Source organism: Pseudomonas sp. BN607 (assembly GCF_029871175.1).
In the GTDB taxonomy this organism is placed as follows: Bacteria; Pseudomonadota; Gammaproteobacteria; order Pseudomonadales; family Pseudomonadaceae; genus Aquipseudomonas.
The window spans coordinates 17,952-33,355 of record NZ_SSOE01000062.1 but is presented as its reverse complement, the minus strand read 5'-3'; the positions used below and the strand labels follow the sequence as shown (position 1 = coordinate 33,355).

Sequence of the window (15,404 nt, the reverse complement as noted above, 5' to 3'; positions counted from 1 at the left end):
CTGACTCACCTTTTCGCCCTTACGGCGAGTCACTTTTTGTCAAACGCGACAAAAAGTAACCAAAAAACGCTGCGCTCCCATCATCCGGCCCCTGCGCTGCGCTCCGGGGTTCCCTCACTACGGGCATGCTCCCGGGAGTACGCGCCGAAGGCCCCATCCATGGGGCCTCAGCGCTTGACGGGCATCCATGCCCGTCACCTCCCTCCGCATGCCCTTCGCTCAGCCTCCTGAAGTCGCAACCTGTGTCGCCTGAACTATCGCGCGCTTAGAAGCAAAATCAAAAGCGGAAAGCGGAAAGCGAAACGCGCTCAGCGCCGTACTTGCTTGAGGGTTTCGGCGATGAGGAATGCCAACTCAAGCGACTGATCGGCATTCATCCGCGGATCACAATGTGTGTGATACCGGTCAGACAGCGCATCCTCAGTGATCGGCCGCGCACCGCCGATGCATTCGGTAACGTTTTGCCCGGTCATCTCGATATGGATACCGCCGGCATGGCTGCCTTCGGCCTGGTGTACCTGGAAGAACTGCTTCACCTCGTCCAGGATCTGCGCAAAATCGCGGGTTTTGTAGCCGCTGCTGGCTTTGATGGTGTTGCCGTGCATCGGGTCGGAGCTCCACAGCACCTTGCGCCCCTCGCGCTCGACAGTGCGGATCAGCCCAGGCAAGTGGTCACCAACCTTGCTCGCGCCCATGCGCACGATCAGGTTCAGGCGCCCTGGGTCGTTGGCCGGGTTGAGCGTGTCGATCAGGCGGATCAGCTCCTCGGGGTTCATGCTGGGGCCAACCTTGACCCCGATCGGGTTGTGCACGCCGCGCAGAAACTCAACATGGGCGCCGTCCAGCTGGCGCGTGCGGTCGCCGATCCACAGCATGTGCGCCGAGCAGTCATAATAGTCGCCGGTCAGGCTGTCCTGACGCACGAAGGCTTCTTCATAGTTCAGCAACAGTGCTTCGTGGGCAGTGAAAAAACTGGTTTCGCGCAGTTGCGGCGCGCTGTCCAGGCCGCAGGCGCGCATGAACGCCAGGGTTTCGTCGATGCGGTTGGCCAACTGGTGATACTTGTCTGCCAGCGCCGAGTTGGCGATGAAGTCCAGGTTCCACTTGTGCACCTGATGCAGGTCGGCAAAGCCGCCCTGGGCGAAGGCGCGCAGCAGGTTGAGGCTGGCGGTGGCCTGGTGGTAGGCCTGCAACAGGCGGTCCGGGTCGGGGATGCGGCTTTTCGCGTCGAAGCCGATGCCGTTGACGATGTCGCCGCGGTAGGCGGGCAGGGTGATGTCGCCGATGGTTTCATCGCCCGATGACCGCGGCTTGGCGAATTGCCCGGCCATGCGCCCGACCTTGACCACCGGGCAACCGGCGGCAAAGGTCATGACAATGGCCATTTGCAGCAGCACCTTGAAGGTATCGCGGATTTTTGCAGCCGAGAACTCGGCAAAGCTTTCGGCGCAATCGCCGCCCTGCAACAGGAACGCGCGCCCTTCGGTTACCTCGGCAAACTGCCGGCGCAGCTCGCGCGCCTCGCCCGCGAACACCAGTGGCGGGTAGCTGGCCAAGGTCTGTTCGACCTTCAGCAGGTGCCCGGCATCGGGGTAGGTCGGTTGCTGCTGGATCGGCAGGGCGCGCCAGCTGTCAGGGCTCCACGGTTGGTTCATGTCGGGCTCGGTCTTGTAGGTTATCGGCTATAGGCCATGGTAACAGTTGCCGCCACGCTTGTTGCATCCAGGGCGTTGGCGGACAATGCGCGTTTTTGCGCGGGTGGGTGTTGAACATGACGGCGGAACGGGAAGAGCGGCTACTGGCACGGGTGGAAGATGCCTTTGGCGTCATCAGCGTGTACGAAGTCGACGACTACCGCTTTCTGGAATTTGGCGATGCCATCGAGCAAAGCTGTGTGTTCACCGCTGACCCCAGCTGGCTGGAGTATGACTATACCCGCGCCATGCTGGTCGGCGCGTTGTGCCATGAACTGCCCGAGAGCGCGCTGTTTCTGGGGCTTGGTGCCGGCACGCTGACCCAGGCCTGCATGAAGTTCCTGCCGCTGGACGACATCGAAGCCATCGAGCTGCGCCCGGACGTGCCGCGCCTGGCCATGGAGTATCTGGGTCTGGACGACGACCCACGGCTGTATGTGCGCATCGGCGACGCCCTGGAGCTGTTGCCCACGGCAGAGAAGGCCGACTTGCTGTTCGTCGACCTGTATACCGACCATGGGCCAGGGGTAGGGCACCTGGCGTGGAAATTTCTGGAGAACTGCCAGCAGCAGCTCAACCCGGGTGGCTGGCTGGTGATCAACCAGTGGGCCACCGATGACGGCAAGCCGCTGGGTGCGGCGTTGCTGCGCGGGCTGTACCACAGGCATTACTGGGAGTTGCCGGTGAAGGAGGGCAATGTGATCCTGCTGGTACCGGCGGATCTGGAGCAGAGCCTGGACATCGATGGGCTGCGGGCCCGGGCCGAGGCCTTGGCGCCGCGCTTGGGGTATAGCCTTGAAGGGCTGATCCGCGAGATTCGCCCGGCTACCTGATCACGTTGTGGTGAGGCTGCCGGCGATAGGGCCGGTGAAGGCAGTCAAGAATTATCGATTCAGCCCCAAGGCATTGATGGCCCGATGCTGGCTACGCACCCTGAAAATATTCCTCACGTCCTTGCACTATTTCGGGTATAGTACGCGCCGGTCTTTTAGCGGGCCTCAAAATCAGGTGGTGCAAATCCTCCGAGTCCAGCTTCGGCTGCACGTCCGCTAGGCGGACCTTCCCAAGTTTTCTTTTTCAATCGTTTTCGCAAATCCCCGCCGACAAAGCTGCCTGGGTGACCTTCCGGTCTTTCAAGGCATGTGCAGCTTTGCAGCATGGGTCTTTGCGGATGCACTTAGAGGCAGACCCATGACCCAGGAAACCGGCGGCTTCGCCGCTCTCGATCTTAATCCGAACATTGTTGCTGCCGTTCTGGCGACCGGCTACGAAGAGCCGTCCGCCATTCAGCAACAATCGATCCCGATCATCCTCGCCGGTCACGACATGATCGGCCAGGCGCAGACTGGCACCGGCAAAACCGCTGCCTTCGCCCTGCCGATCCTCAACAAGATCGATGTGAGCAAGCGCGAACCGCAAGCCCTGATCCTGGCGCCAACCCGTGAGTTGGCGCTGCAAGTTGCTACCGCTTTCGAAACCTACGCCAAGCAAATGCCAGGCGTGAACGTGGTGGCCGTGTACGGTGGTGCCCCGATGGGCCCACAGCTGCGTGCCATCCGCAACGGCGCGCAAATCGTCGTCGCTACCCCGGGCCGTCTGTGCGACCACCTGCGCCGTGACGAAAAAGTCCTGTCGACTGTACAGTACCTGGTACTGGACGAAGCCGACGAGATGCTCAAGCTGGGCTTCATGGATGACCTCGAAGTGATCTTCGACGCAATCCCGGCTACCCGTCAGACCGTACTGTTCTCCGCGACCCTGCCGTCGTCGATCCGTTCGATCGCCGAGCGTCACCTGCGTGAACCGAAGCACGTCAAGATCCAGAGCAAGACCCAGACCGTTACCGCGATCGAGCAGGCCCACCTGATGGTCCACGCCGACCAGAAGATCCCGGCAGTGCTGCGTCTGCTGGAAGTGGAAGAGTTCGACGCACTGATCGCTTTCGTGCGCACCAAGCAAGCCACTCTGGACCTGGCCGCCGCGCTGGAAGCCAAAGGCTACAAGGCTGCTGCGCTGAACGGCGATATCGCCCAGAACCAGCGTGAGCGCGTGATCGACTCGCTCAAGGATGGCCGCCTGGACATCGTCGTCGCTACCGACGTTGCCGCCCGTGGCCTGGACGTACCGCGCATCACTCACGTATTCAACGTTGACATGCCGTACGACCCGGAGTCCTACGTACACCGTATCGGCCGTACCGGTCGTGCCGGTCGCGATGGCCGTGCACTGCTGCTGGTCACCCCGCGTGAGCGCCGCATGCTGCAGGTGATCGAGCGTGTAACCGGGCAGAAAGTCGCTGAAGCGCGCCTGCCGAATGCCCAGGCCGTGCTGGATGCCCGCATCAAGAAGCTGACCAACAGCCTGGCGCCGCTGGTAGCCGAAGCAGAAGCCACTCACGGCGACCTGTTCGACCGCCTGACCAACGACCTGGGTTGCAGCGCCCGTGCACTGGCATCGGCCCTGCTGCGCAAGGCCACCAATGGCCAGGCGCTGGACCTGGCTGCGGTAGAGCGTGAGCAGCCGCTGGTACCAAGCTTCGCCCCGCGTGGCGAGCGTACCGAGCGCGGTGAGCGTGGTGAGCGTGGCGAGCGCCCTGACCGTGGTGACCGCGAGCGCCGTGCGCCGCTGCCGCTGGCCGAAGGCCGCGTACGCTGCCGTACCGCCCTGGGTGCCCGTGACGGCATTGCCGCCAAGAACCTGCTGGGCGCGATCCTCAACGAGGGTGGCCTGGCACGTGACGCTATCGGTCGCATCCAGGTGCGCGACAGCTTCAGCCTGGTCGAGCTGCCGGAAGACGGCCTCGAGAAGCTGCTGTCCAAGCTCAAGGATACCCGTGTGGCTGGCAAGCAGCTGAAGCTGCGTCGCTACCGCGAGGATTGATCCTGGCGCGCTAAAAAAATCCCCGGCCCAGGTCGGGGATTTTTTTTGCCTGTACCGACCCTTTCGCGGGCTTGCCCGCTCCCACCGGTACTCCACAGATTTCAGTGCCTGTGTAGTACGTGTGGGAGCGGGCAAGCCCGCGAAGAGGCCCTTTAGTCGAACCGGTAGATGTCCATCCCCAGCGCGCCCAGGGTAAACCCCTGATGCACCACGCCGAACTTGCTCCCGGCCCCGAGGGCAAAAAACAGCGGCAGCAAATGCTCATCACTGGGATGGTTGCGCACCGCAAACGGCGCCTGCTGCCGGTAATCCAGCAACGCCGCTTGGTCATCCTCCTGCAGCCGGTCTACCACCCAATCCCTGAACGCCAGCGCCCACGGCTCAATCACATCCGGCCCTGCATGCCAGTCCAGCTCGCCCAGGTTGTGGGTAATGCTGCCCGAACCCATCAGCAGTACATCCTCGGCACGCAACCCTGCCAGTACCTGGCCCACCTTCAGCTGCAGTGCTGGCCCCATCTGGCTGGGCAGTGAAACCTGCACCACGGGAATGTTCGCATCCGGGTACATGAGCGACAGGGGTACCCAGGCGCCATGGTCGAATGGGCGCTGCATGTCCAGCTGCGCTGATAGCCCCGCAGCCTTCAACCGCTCACTGACCTCGCCAGCCAGACGGGGCTCTCCTGGCGCCGGGTACTGCACCGCGTACAGGGCCGGTGGAAAGCCGTAGAAGTCGTGCCAGGTTTCTGGCTGTGCGCTGCCGGTCACCAGCAGCTCGCGGCTTTCCCAGTGTGCCGACACCACCACGATCGCTTTCGGCCGTGGCAATGCGTTGGCCAACCCGGCCAGCGCCGGCCCGCTGGCGCCGGGTTGCAGGGCAAGCATGGGGGAACCGTGGGAAATGAACAGGCTGGGCAGCATGGCAGGGGTCCTGGAGGTTAAGATGCAGTCATCTTCGATCAACCACAGATCGAAATCCAAACCAAGTTTTACCGACAAATCATCTAAAAATCGGGAGTGATCATGGAGCCAGCGTTCTGGCAGCAGCGGTGGGCCGACAACCAGATCGGCTTTCACCAGGCGCAGGTGAACCCCTATCTGCAGCAGTATTGGCCACAGTTGCCGCTAGCGCCGGGCAGCCGCGTGTTGGTGCCTTTGTGTGGCAAGAGCCTGGATTTGGCCTGGCTGGCAGGGCAGGGGCATCAGGTGATGGGCGTGGAGCTCTCGCGGCGGGCGGTGGAGGATTTCTTCGTTGAGCACGGGCTGGAAGCCGAGGTGCGGCAGCAGGGTGCATTCGAGGTGTGGCGCAGTGGTGATGTGGAGCTGTGGTGTGGCGACTTCTTTGCCTTGCGGGCGGAGGATGTTGATGACTGCGTGGGGCTGTATGACCGGGCGGCGGTGATTGCCTTGCCGGTGCAAATGCGTGGTCGGTATATGCAGCTGTTGTCGGGGTTGCTGCCGGCCAATTGCCGCGGGTTGGTGGTGACGCTGGAGTATGACCAGTCGTTGTTGGCCGGGCCGCCGTTTTCGGTAAGCGATGAAGAGCTGAGGCAGGGGTTTGCGGGGTGGCAGGTGGAGCAGTTGGAGGCTGTGGAGGTGATTGAGGAGAGCCCGAAGTTTGTGCAGGCTGGGGCCTCGAGTTTGTTGGAGCGGGTGTACCGGCTCAGCCGGTAAGCAGGTAGGGCAGGCTGACCCGGCCCATGTGGGAGCGGGCGTGCCCGCGAACCAGGCGGCGCGGTAGATGGCACCGGCTTTGCCGGTGTTCGCGGGCGCGCCCGCTCCCACAGAAGCTGCGTAAGGCCGGGAATAACAAAGGGCGACCGAAGTCGCCCTTTGTTTTCTCAGGTGGATCAGCCGCGGCGGCGCAGGGCCTCGATGCGGTCTTCCAGCGGTGGGTGGCTCATCAGCAGGCCGGCCAGGCCGTGCTTCAGGCCGCCATTGATGCCGAAAGCCTTCATGGTGTCCGGCATGTGCACCGGCAGGCCTTGCTCCACGCGCAGGCGCTGCAGGGCGCCGATCATCGCCGAGGTACCGGCCAGTTGCGCGCCAGCTTCGTCGGCGCGGTACTCGCGGCGGCGCGAGAACCACATCACGATCATGCTGGCCAGGATACCCAGGATCAGCTCCGCCACGATGGTGGCCACGTAGTAGGCAATGCCCTGGCCCTCTTCGTTCTTGAAGATCACCTTGTCGACGAAGTTGCCGATAATCCGCGCGAAGAACATCACGAAGGTGTTCACCACGCCCTGTACCAGCGCCAAGGTGACCATGTCGCCGTTGGCCACGTGGCCGATCTCGTGGGCCAGTACCGCGCGCACTTCATCGGGCGAGAAGCGCTCCAGCAGACCCTGGGACACCGCGACCAGCGCGTCGTTGCGGTTCCAGCCGGTGGCGAAGGCGTTGGCCTCATAGGCCGGGAAGATGCCCACTTCGGGCATTTTGATGCCCGCCTCACGGGACAACTCCTCGACCGTTTGCAGCAGCCACTGCTCGTGGCGCGTGCGCGGCTGGCTGATGATCTGGGTGCCGGTGCTCATCTTCGCCATCCACTTGGAGATGAACAGCGAGACGAGGGAGCCGGCAAAGCCGAACACGGCGCAGAATACCAGCAGGCTGCTGAGGTTCAGGTCAACCCCGTTGGCGGCCATGAACCCGTTGAAGCCGAACAGGCTCAGGGTAATGCTTGCAACCAGCACCACCGCGAGGTTGGTGGCTACAAACAACAGAATGCGCATCATGGTTGTTACGTTCTCCTGACGGATGAGTTGTTGCTTACTGCGGGGTATATAAGGGGACTGCCGTGCCGTTTCAATCGGGCGACTATTTCAAACTGTGTACGGCGGAGTATGGCAGAGGATGGCGTGGGGGCTGTGGGATAGAGCGTTGCAGGATGTAAGAAACATTCGGTTTGGGGTTGTGGCGAAGCCACTGGGTGTATGGCGCGGGGGCTGTGGCGCCTGTGAGATCGAGCGCCGCCCGCGCGGCGCATCGCGAGCTGCGCTCGCTCCTACGTTTGTTTCGGGCCAATTCTGCCTGCGGGATTTGCGCGCGTACGCCTTGGGGCATGACGGGATATCGCGTCATACAAACAAGGCGGTCGCGCGCGCCTGTCACAGGCGTTACTGGCCATAAACAAAGGTAGGAGCGAGCGCAGCTCGCGATGCGCCGCGCGGGCGGCGCTCGATCTGCGCATCAACTCAAAAAACCCGTCGAACCTTACTGCGAGTAACCCTTCAGGAAATTGCCAATCCGCCCGATCGCCGCTTCCAGGTCATCCACTCGCGGCAAGGTCACCACGCGGAAGTGGTCCGGCCATGGCCAGTTGAACGCAGTACCCTGAACGATCAGCAGCTTCTCCGACAGCAACAGGTCAAGGGCGAACTTCTCGTCGTTGAGGATAGGGCACACCTTCGGGTCGATCCGCGGGAACGCATACAGCGCGCCCATCGGCTTCACGCAGCTTACGCCGGGGATGTCGTTGAGCAGTTCGTAGGTACGGTTGCGCTGCTCCAGCAGACGCCCCGGTGGCAGTACCAGGTCGTTGATGCTCTGGTAGCCGCCAAGCGCGGTCTGGATGGCATGCTGCGCCGGCACGTTGGCGCACAGGCGCATGTTGGCCAGCATGTCGATGCCTTCGATATAGCTTTGTGCGTGGTGCTTGGGCCCGGAAATGATCAGCCAGCCGGAGCGGAAGCCGGCCACCCGGTACGACTTGGACAAGCCGTTGAAGGTCAGGCACAGCAGGTCGGGCGCCAGCGAGGCGGTGCTGATGTGCACGGCTTCGTCGTAGAGGATCTTGTCGTAGATCTCGTCGGAGAACACCACCAGGTTGTGCTGGCGGGCCAGCTCCAGCATGCCCAGCAGCAGCTCTTTGGAGTAGACGGCGCCGGTCGGGTTGTTCGGGTTGATGATCACCAGCGCCTTGGTATTCGGGGTGATCTTGGCCTTGATGTCCTCAAGGTCAGGGAACCAGTCGGCCTGCTCGTCGCACAGGTAATGCACCGGCTTGCCGCCGGCCAGGCTCACGGCGGCGGTCCACAGGGGGTAGTCGGGTGCCGGGATCAGCACTTCGTCGCCGTTGTTCAGCAGCGCTTGCATCGACATCACGATCAGCTCGGACACGCCATTACCGAGGTAGATATCCTCGATGGTGACGCCTTCGATTTCCTTCTGCTGGCAATACTGCATCACCGCCTTGCGCGCGCTGAACAGGCCCTTGGAGTCGCTGTAGCCCTGTGCGGTGGGCAGGTTGCGGATCACATCCTGGAGGATTTCATCAGGCGCCTCGAAGCCAAACGGCGCCGGGTTGCCGATGTTCAGCTTGAGGATGCGGTGGCCTTCCTCTTCCAGGCGCTTGGCGTGCTTGAGCACTGGGCCGCGAATGTCATAGCAGACATTGGCGAGCTTGTTCGATTTGCTGAACTGCATGATGGGATCCCGATTGAGAAAACGCGCTACGCCCCGCCGAAACGTTTGAAAGGGCAGGAAGCGGGTGCCAGACTGAACGCCTGGCACACGAAGCCAACTAATATACGTGCCACCCGCGCCCCGGAAAAGACGGTGCGGGGTGAATTTCAGCCTGCCGAGGTCCCTACATGAAAAAGATCGAAAAAACCCTGGACGAATGGCGGTCGATGCTCGACCCCGAGCAGTACCAGGTCTGCCGCCTCAAGGGCACCGAGCGGCCATTCAGCGGCAAGTACAACAGCGAGCGCCGCGACGGTATCTACCACTGCATCTGCTGCAGCGCGAAACTGTTCGATGCGCAGACCAAGTTCGACTCTGGCTGCGGTTGGCCGAGTTTCTACGCCCCGATCGAGGACAGCGCGATGATCGAGATTCGCGATACCTCTCACGGCATGATCCGTACCGAGGTCACCTGCGCCCGTTGCGATGCGCACCTGGGCCACGTGTTCCCCGACGGCCCGCCACCGACCGGCCTGCGCTACTGCATCAACTCGGTGTGCATCGACCTGCGCCCTCGCGACTGACCGGAGCCTGACCATGGCGGCATCAATGCTGGAGATCGCTTGCGTGACCCTGGGCGGCGAGCACAAGAAGCTCGGTGACTTTCCGGGCAAGGCACTGCTGGTAGTCAATACCGCCAGCCAGTGCGGTTTTACCCCGCAATACAAGGGCCTTGAGCAACTGTGGCAGGCCTACCGCGAGCGCGGCCTGGTGGTGCTGGGCTTTCCGTGCAACCAGTTTGGCAAGCAAGAACCGGGCGAGGCGCGCGAAATTGCCCAGTTCTGCGAGCGCAATTTTGGCGTGAGCTTTCCGCTGTTTCGCAAGATCGAGGTCAACGGCCCCGGCACCCATCCCCTGTATGTCGAACTGAAGAAGCGCGCCCCAGGGGTGCTCGGCTCACAGAAGATCAAGTGGAACTTCACCAAGTTCCTGGTCGACCCGGCCAGCGGCCAGGTCAGCCGCTATGCCCCGTTCACCAAGCCACAGGCCCTGGAAGCTGACATCGAGCGCCTGCTCAGCCGCTGAGCGGCACCCAGTGGTCGACCAGCGCCAGCAACTCTTCGCGCCGGAACGGCTTGGCCAGGTAGTCGTTCATGCCGGCGGCCCGGCAGCGTTCGCGTTCTTCGGGCATGGCGTTGGCGGTAAGGGCGACAATGGGCAGCTCGGGCCAGCGGCCGCTCTGGCGGATGCGTCGGCTGGCTTCGTAGCCGTCCATCACCGGCATGTTGCAGTCCATCAGCACCAGGTCGAAATTATCCTGTTCCAGCAGCTCCAAGGCCTCGGCACCCTGGGTGGCGAGCTGTACCTGGCAGCCGAGCTTGGCCAGCATGCCCTTGGCCACCAGCTGGTTCACCGGGTTGTCTTCTACCAACAGGATGCGCGCCCGGCCTTGCTCCAGGGTAACGCCTGGGGTGGCCAGCGGGTGTTCGGGCTCGTGGCCCTGCAAGGTGCGGCGTAGCGTCTGGTATAAGGCATTGCGCGCCAGCGGCCGGGCCAGCTGATGCAGCGGTGCCAGGGCCAGCGCCTGCTCGCTGGACAGGAAGTTGCCGTAGGCGGTCACCAGCAGGATCGGGGTTTTCAGTGCCGGGCGCAGTTCGAAGACGTGTTCCACGTCGTCGGTAATCAACAAGTCGAAAGCTGTGGCGTCCAGCCCGGCGACGCTGTCGTACCGCTGGTACACCAGGCCCCAGGCGGGCAGTTGTGCCTGCAGCAGTTCGTTGAGCCCGCTGCCGGCTGCACTCAATGCGGCCACCCTGCCGTGCAGCGGTGCCGGTGCGATGGCTTCGGTGTGCACGGTCAGCGGCAGCTCGGCGGTAAAGCAGCTGCCAAAGCCTGCTTCGGAGCGTATGTGCAAGTGGCCGTGCATCGCCTTGCACAGGTTGCGCGTCAGTGCCAGGCCCAGGCCGGTGCCGCCATACTGCCGGGTGATACCGGCCCCGGCTTGGGTGAAGGGTTGGAAAATTCGTGTCTGGGCCTCTTCGGGGATGCCGATACCGGTGTCGCGCACCTCCAGGCGCACACCACCGACGATCGTCACCAGGCGCACATCGACGCGGCCAAAACGGGTGAACTTCAGGGCGTTGGACAGCAGGTTGCTGACGATCTGCCGTACCCGCGTTGGGTCGCCGAGCACGCTGCTGGGGAAATCGCCGGCAATCAGGCAGGTCAGCTCCACGCTCTGTGCGGTGTTTTGCGACAGCAGGTTGGCGGTGTCCTCGACCATCGAGCCCATGTCGAAGGCAATGCGCTCCAGCTCCAGTTGGCCGGCATCGAACTTGGACAAATCGAGAATATCGTTAAGCAGCTCAACCAGCACCTTGCCCGAATCGTGGGCAATCGCCAGTTGCTGGCGCTGCTCGCCGGGCAGCGGGTTGTCCAGCGCCAGGGCGATCATGCCGAGCATGCCGTTGAGCGGGGTACGTATTTCGTGGCTCATGTTGGCCAGGAAGGCGGCGCGAGCCTGGGCCATGTCCAGGGCCCGGCTGCGGGCCTGTTCCAGTTCCTGGTTGGACAGGCTCAGGCTACTGTTGCTGGCCTTGAGCTCGTCGGTGCGCGCCGAGACGATGTCTTCCAGCTCGTTCAGGTACTGAGTCAGACGGTTTTCCGCAGTGCGCCGCTGTTCGATCTCGGTGGCCATGCTGACAAATTGCTGGTTGGCAACCTTCACCAGCACACCGATTTCATCGTGTTCGTGGCCGTGCGGGCATTCCAGGCGGGTTTGCCGGGGTTTGCGCGGGTCACTGCCGCTGAGCGCACCGATGACTGTGACCAGCGGCTTGGTCAGCATCATGTAGAACAGCGCCAGCAGGATGCCGGTCAGCACCAGGCTGCGGGCGAAGCCGTTGAACAGGGTAATGCCGGCGCGGTCGAGGAAGCGACTGCCGAAGGCGTAGGTGTCGACGTCCAGGTACAGGGTGCCAAGATAATCCTCGGGCATGTGAGTGAGGAACAGGCGCTCCCTGAACTGGCGCTGCTCGCCGAACAGGAAATCGCTCAGTGGCCGGTAGCGGTCCTGCAAGGGCGGGCGCTCGACATCGGCCAGCACCGTTTCGTTGTTGTCGATCAGCCGGGCGCGGATGATCGCCGGCGATTGCAACAGGCCGCGGGTAAGCTCCAGGGCCAGCTCCGCGTCAATGTTATAGGCAATGCGCGAGGCCGGGTTGTGGCTGATTTGCAGCAAGGCGCGCACTTCACGGTTGATGGACGCGTCTTCGCTGGCATAATCGATGCCGATCTGGATGAGACTGAGCAATGTTCCCAGGATGAAGCCGACCAGGACTGTCAACCGGGCTTGCTTGTATGACAGGCGATTGGTGAACTTGATATCCATGAGTCCCGAGCCGGTTTCACGTTCCTTGCGCTGCGCAAGCATAGCCGAATAGCCCCGGCTGCTGGTGGGTCTGTCTGTTCATTTCAGTTGATCGCCAAGTGGGCGCGTTGTGCCCCCAAAAAACTGAAATTGTTAGGAGTCGTCATGGACGCTCGCTTGATTGCTTTTCTGGACCGCGCCGAATCGGTACTGGCGCGCCTTGAACCTTTGTTGCCGGCACAACGCCCGAGTATCGACTGGGGCACCACCCTGGCCGCACGCTGGCAGCGCGACGGCCGCAGCGGCTACCTGCTGCCGCTGGAAGTCAGCCTGGATATCCGCCTCAGCGACCTCATCGGCGTCGACCAGCAGCGCGACCAGCTTGGCCGCAACACCCACCAGTTCATCAACGGCCTGCCGGCCAACCACGCGCTGCTGTGGGGCTCGCGCGGCACCGGCAAGTCGTCGCTGGTTCGCGCCCTGTTGGCCGAACACGCCGGCGCCGGCTTGCGCCTGATCGAAATCGAACGCGACCACCTGGCCGACCTGCCGCGCGTGGTCGAGCAGCTGCAGAAACTGCCGCAACGCTTCATCCTGTTCTGCGACGACCTGTCGTTCGAGGCCGGGGAGGGTGACTACCGGGTGCTCAAGAGCGTGCTGGACGGTTCGCTGGAGCAGGCCCCGGACAACGTGTTGCTGTACGCCACTTCCAACCGCCGCCACCTGGTGCCCGAGAAAGAAAGCGACAACGAGAACTGGAAGCGTGTGGACGGCGAGCTGCACCCCAGCGAAGCGGTGGAGGACAAGATTGCCCTGTCGGACCGTTTTGGCCTGTGGCTGTCGTTCTATCCCTTCACCCAGGAGCACTTCCTGAATGTTGTGCAGCACTGGATTGGCCAGTTGGCACAACCTGCGGGCCTTGTGTGGCAGCGCACTGAAGAACTCGACATCCTCGCCGTGCGCTGGGCCACCGGCCGCGGTAACCGTAATGGCCGTTGTGCCTATCAGTTCGCCCGCTACTGGGTCGGGCTGCAATTGCTGGAGCAAAAGTAAATGATCGACCTCAATGCCAGTGGCGCCGGCCTCGACGGCTATGACCTGCTGGCGGCGCAAGTGCAGGCGCTGTTTGCCGACGAGCGTGACTTCATCGCCAATGCCGCGCAGTTTTCGGCGTTTCTGTATAACCAGGTGGACGACCTGAACTGGGCGGGGTTCTACCTCAACCGCAACGAAGAGTTGGTGCTGGGCCCGTTCCAGGGCCAAGTGGCGTGCGTGCGCATCCCGTTCAGTAAAGGCGTGTGCGGCGCTGCGGCGGCAACGCGGCAGACCCAACGGGTTGAGGATGTACATGCGTTCCCGGGCCACATTGCCTGTGACAGCGCTTCCAACAGCGAGCTGGTGATCCCGTTGGTGAAGGACGGCAGCTTGATTGGCGTGCTGGATCTGGATAGCCCGACGGTCGGGCGGTTCAGCGAGGCGGACCAGGTGGGGCTGGAGCGGTTGGCAGCGATCTTTCTGGCGTTGACTGACTGCTGATCGATATTGCCTGTGCCGGCCTCTTCGCGGGCAAGCCCGCCCCTACAACGGTATTCATGAACCTGTGGGAGCGGGCTTGCCCGCGAAGAGGCCGGTACCGGTTAATCAATCAGTCGTAGATCACCTTCTTCTTCCAAGTCTCTTCCTCATCGGTCTTGAGCCCATCGGTCAATTCGTTGTGCTCGTCCTCTGCGGGGGCCATGCGGTCCAGCACCTGGCCATTGGCCCGGGCCAGTAGCTTCTCAAGATACGTCAGCTGCTCTTCATACACTTTTGGCTCGGGCTGTTTGCGCAAATACTGCACGCCGCGCTCGAAGGCCAGGCGCGCCTGGCCGGGCTGGCCTTTTTGCAGGGCCTGCTGACCAAGGTTGTTGAAGAACTCGATGTGCAGCAACACCAGGATATGGCGGATTTCCTTGACCCAATGCTTGGCTTCGACGGCGGGCAAGAAGCCCTCTTGGGCTGCGCGGGTCACCTGATTGTGCAGCGCCTCCAGCAAGAAGCGCACATCCTTGGCCTTGACCTCGGTGTGGATCGGGTTGGGTGGGTTGTTGACCGGGATCTTCTCGCCCAGGGCAATCAACCCTTCCAGTTCGGCGAGGCGCGCCTTGAGTTCGGTATTGCGCTTGTCCACCGCCAGCAGGCGCTGGTTGAGGTTCAGCTCCAGGCGGGCCAGTAGCAGTTTGAGAGCCGGGGTCATGAACTGGCCCGGGAACGTCTCGGTGATCTCGCCACAGCGGCGCAGGCGGTCGGCCAGCTCGACCTTCGTCCGGGCGCGGTCCAGCTTGCCATTCTCGACCACATTGTTGAGGTAGCCGATCACGATCAGCAACGCGATGCCCGCCACGATGAGCAGGGTGATCAGAAGTGGTGTCACCGTTAATGCCTCATGAAAAGGTTTGCATGATTGAGTGTAGGAGCGAGCTTGCCCGCGAGAGGCCCTGACAGCCATTCTCTTTTTCTATCGGCGAACTGTGCCATGGCTGGATGCTGGCACATTAATGCTGACTTGACGCCAGAAAATCAACGCCAAACCCTTGCAGGCTTACCGAAACAGCGCTGGGTGTACCCGGAAGTCATTGATTTAAATAAATTTCTACAAAGGGGTTGACGCCTTCCCGAACCATCCATAGAATGCGCGCCACTTGCAGCGTAAAGCACACAGCGAAACGCGGCAGGGAGTGAAAGCAGGCAGTAATGCCAGCAGCGTGTCCCCTTCGTCTAGTGGCCTAGGACACCGCCCTTTCACGGCGGTAACAGGGGTTCGAGTCCCCTAGGGGACGCCAAATGCGGGAATAGCTCAGTTGGTAGAGCACGACCTTGCCAAGGTCGGGGTCGCGAGTTCGAGTCTCGTTTCCCGCTCCAGTTTCTCCGGCACTGCTTAACGGCGGGGCAGGAAAAGAAAATCCAGGCTGAATCGTGAGGTTCATGTTCTGGTGCACTGAAAAGTGTTGTGTGTCCCCTTCGTCTAGTGGCCTAGGACACCGCCCTTTCACGGCGGTAACAGGGGTTCGAGTC

At 62.4% G+C, this 15,404-nt stretch carries 12 protein-coding genes, 2 tRNA genes and 1 pseudogene; 9 read left to right on the top strand and 6 right to left on the bottom strand.

Going from position 1 to position 15,404, the window contains the following annotated elements; genetic code table 11:
• Positions 1 to 308 precede the first annotated feature (308 nt).
• Positions 309 to 1,655 (bottom strand): 3-deoxy-7-phosphoheptulonate synthase class II, encoded by a 1,347-nt coding sequence (locus E8E68_RS19930; RefSeq protein ID WP_266032774.1) that lies wholly within the window; start codon positions 1,653 to 1,655, stop codon positions 309 to 311.
• Between the two features lie 116 nt (positions 1,656 to 1,771).
• Here E8E68_RS19930 and E8E68_RS19925 point away from each other — a divergent pair, with 116 nt between their 5' ends.
• Together E8E68_RS19925 and E8E68_RS19920 are read left to right on the top strand one after the other, a co-directional pair.
• Positions 1,772 to 2,527, top strand: coding sequence for a spermidine synthase (locus tag E8E68_RS19925; RefSeq protein ID WP_266032777.1), 756 nt, complete (start codon positions 1,772 to 1,774; stop codon positions 2,525 to 2,527).
• Between the two features lie 324 nt (positions 2,528 to 2,851).
• Positions 2,852 to 4,574, top strand: a pseudogene (locus E8E68_RS19920) (DEAD/DEAH box helicase).
• Between the two features lie 152 nt (positions 4,575 to 4,726).
• Here E8E68_RS19920 and E8E68_RS19915 read toward each other — a convergent pair.
• Complete coding sequence (locus tag E8E68_RS19915) at positions 4,727 to 5,494, bottom strand: class III extradiol ring-cleavage dioxygenase (protein WP_266032779.1); 768 nt, start codon at positions 5,492 to 5,494, stop codon at positions 4,727 to 4,729.
• Positions 5,495 to 5,596: 102 nt separating this feature from the next.
• Here E8E68_RS19915 and E8E68_RS19910 point away from each other — a divergent pair, with 102 nt between their 5' ends.
• Positions 5,597 to 6,247, top strand: a complete 651-nt coding sequence (locus E8E68_RS19910) for a thiopurine S-methyltransferase (protein WP_280344050.1) — start codon at positions 5,597 to 5,599, stop codon at positions 6,245 to 6,247.
• 176 nt (positions 6,248 to 6,423) lie between these two features.
• Here E8E68_RS19910 and htpX read toward each other — a convergent pair whose 3' ends face one another.
• On the bottom strand, positions 6,424 to 7,311 hold the full coding sequence (gene htpX / locus E8E68_RS19905; protein WP_012271122.1) for a protease HtpX: 888 nt from the start codon (positions 7,309 to 7,311) through the stop codon (positions 6,424 to 6,426).
• A gap of 478 nt (positions 7,312 to 7,789) precedes the next feature.
• Complete coding sequence (locus tag E8E68_RS19900) at positions 7,790 to 9,001, bottom strand: pyridoxal phosphate-dependent aminotransferase (RefSeq protein ID WP_012271123.1); 1,212 nt, start codon at positions 8,999 to 9,001, stop codon at positions 7,790 to 7,792.
• A 167-nt stretch (positions 9,002 to 9,168) separates the two neighbouring features.
• On the opposite strand from E8E68_RS19900, the gene msrB reads away from it, so the two are divergent.
• Entirely contained in the window at positions 9,169 to 9,564 is a 396-nt protein-coding gene (gene msrB, locus E8E68_RS19895; RefSeq protein ID WP_016500928.1) for a peptide-methionine (R)-S-oxide reductase MsrB, read from the top strand.
• A gap of 13 nt (positions 9,565 to 9,577) precedes the next feature.
• On the top strand, positions 9,578 to 10,066 hold the full coding sequence (locus E8E68_RS19890) for a glutathione peroxidase (protein ID WP_110744597.1): 489 nt from the start codon (positions 9,578 to 9,580) through the stop codon (positions 10,064 to 10,066).
• On the opposite strand, the gene E8E68_RS19885 is transcribed toward E8E68_RS19890, so the two are convergent.
• A complete protein-coding gene (locus E8E68_RS19885; protein ID WP_280344046.1) occupies positions 10,056 to 12,413 on the bottom strand; it encodes a response regulator in 2,358 nt (785 codons plus the stop codon). The two genes, E8E68_RS19890 and E8E68_RS19885, sit on opposite strands and share 11 nt — an antisense overlap.
• A 102-nt stretch (positions 12,414 to 12,515) precedes the next feature.
• Between E8E68_RS19885 and E8E68_RS19880 the strand changes: the two genes are divergently transcribed.
• Both E8E68_RS19880 and E8E68_RS19875 read left to right on the top strand, forming a co-directional pair.
• Positions 12,516 to 13,403, top strand: coding sequence for an ATP-binding protein (locus E8E68_RS19880; protein ID WP_266032793.1), 888 nt, complete (start codon positions 12,516 to 12,518; stop codon positions 13,401 to 13,403).
• Positions 13,404 to 13,886: a GAF domain-containing protein gene (locus E8E68_RS19875; protein WP_266032796.1), complete on the top strand. Its 483-nt coding sequence runs from the start codon at positions 13,404 to 13,406 to the stop codon at positions 13,884 to 13,886. It begins immediately after the preceding gene.
• Positions 13,887 to 13,995: 109 nt separating this feature from the next.
• Here E8E68_RS19875 and E8E68_RS19870 read toward each other — a convergent pair whose 3' ends face one another.
• Complete coding sequence (locus E8E68_RS19870) at positions 13,996 to 14,763, bottom strand: hypothetical protein (RefSeq protein ID WP_266032799.1); 768 nt, start codon at positions 14,761 to 14,763, stop codon at positions 13,996 to 13,998.
• 333 nt (positions 14,764 to 15,096) lie between these two features.
• Here E8E68_RS19870 and E8E68_RS19865 point away from each other — a divergent pair.
• Both E8E68_RS19865 and E8E68_RS19860 read left to right on the top strand, forming a co-directional pair.
• A tRNA-Glu gene (locus E8E68_RS19865) sits at positions 15,097 to 15,172 on the top strand.
• A 3-nt stretch (positions 15,173 to 15,175) separates the two neighbouring features.
• Positions 15,176 to 15,251: transfer RNA gene (locus E8E68_RS19860), tRNA-Gly, on the top strand.
• Positions 15,252 to 15,404 lie beyond the last annotated feature (153 nt).

Coding starts and splice junctions, on each gene's coding strand:
- E8E68_RS19915 (WP_266032779.1), bottom strand. CDS start 5,494: ATGCTGCCCAGCCTGTTCATTTCCCACGGTTCCCCCATGCTTGCCCTG.
- htpX (WP_012271122.1), bottom strand. CDS start 7,311: ATGATGCGCATTCTGTTGTTTGTAGCCACCAACCTCGCGGTGGTGCTG.
- E8E68_RS19925 (WP_266032777.1), top strand. CDS start 1,772: ATGACGGCGGAACGGGAAGAGCGGCTACTGGCACGGGTGGAAGATGCC.
- E8E68_RS19875 (WP_266032796.1), top strand. CDS start 13,404: ATGATCGACCTCAATGCCAGTGGCGCCGGCCTCGACGGCTATGACCTG.
- E8E68_RS19910 (WP_280344050.1), top strand. CDS start 5,597: ATGGAGCCAGCGTTCTGGCAGCAGCGGTGGGCCGACAACCAGATCGGC.
- E8E68_RS19880 (WP_266032793.1), top strand. CDS start 12,516: ATGGACGCTCGCTTGATTGCTTTTCTGGACCGCGCCGAATCGGTACTG.
- msrB (WP_016500928.1), top strand. CDS start 9,169: ATGAAAAAGATCGAAAAAACCCTGGACGAATGGCGGTCGATGCTCGAC.
- E8E68_RS19930 (WP_266032774.1), bottom strand. CDS start 1,655: ATGAACCAACCGTGGAGCCCTGACAGCTGGCGCGCCCTGCCGATCCAG.
- E8E68_RS19900 (WP_012271123.1), bottom strand. CDS start 9,001: ATGCAGTTCAGCAAATCGAACAAGCTCGCCAATGTCTGCTATGACATT.
- E8E68_RS19885 (WP_280344046.1), bottom strand. CDS start 12,413: ATGCTTGCGCAGCGCAAGGAACGTGAAACCGGCTCGGGACTCATGGAT.
- E8E68_RS19890 (WP_110744597.1), top strand. CDS start 9,578: ATGGCGGCATCAATGCTGGAGATCGCTTGCGTGACCCTGGGCGGCGAG.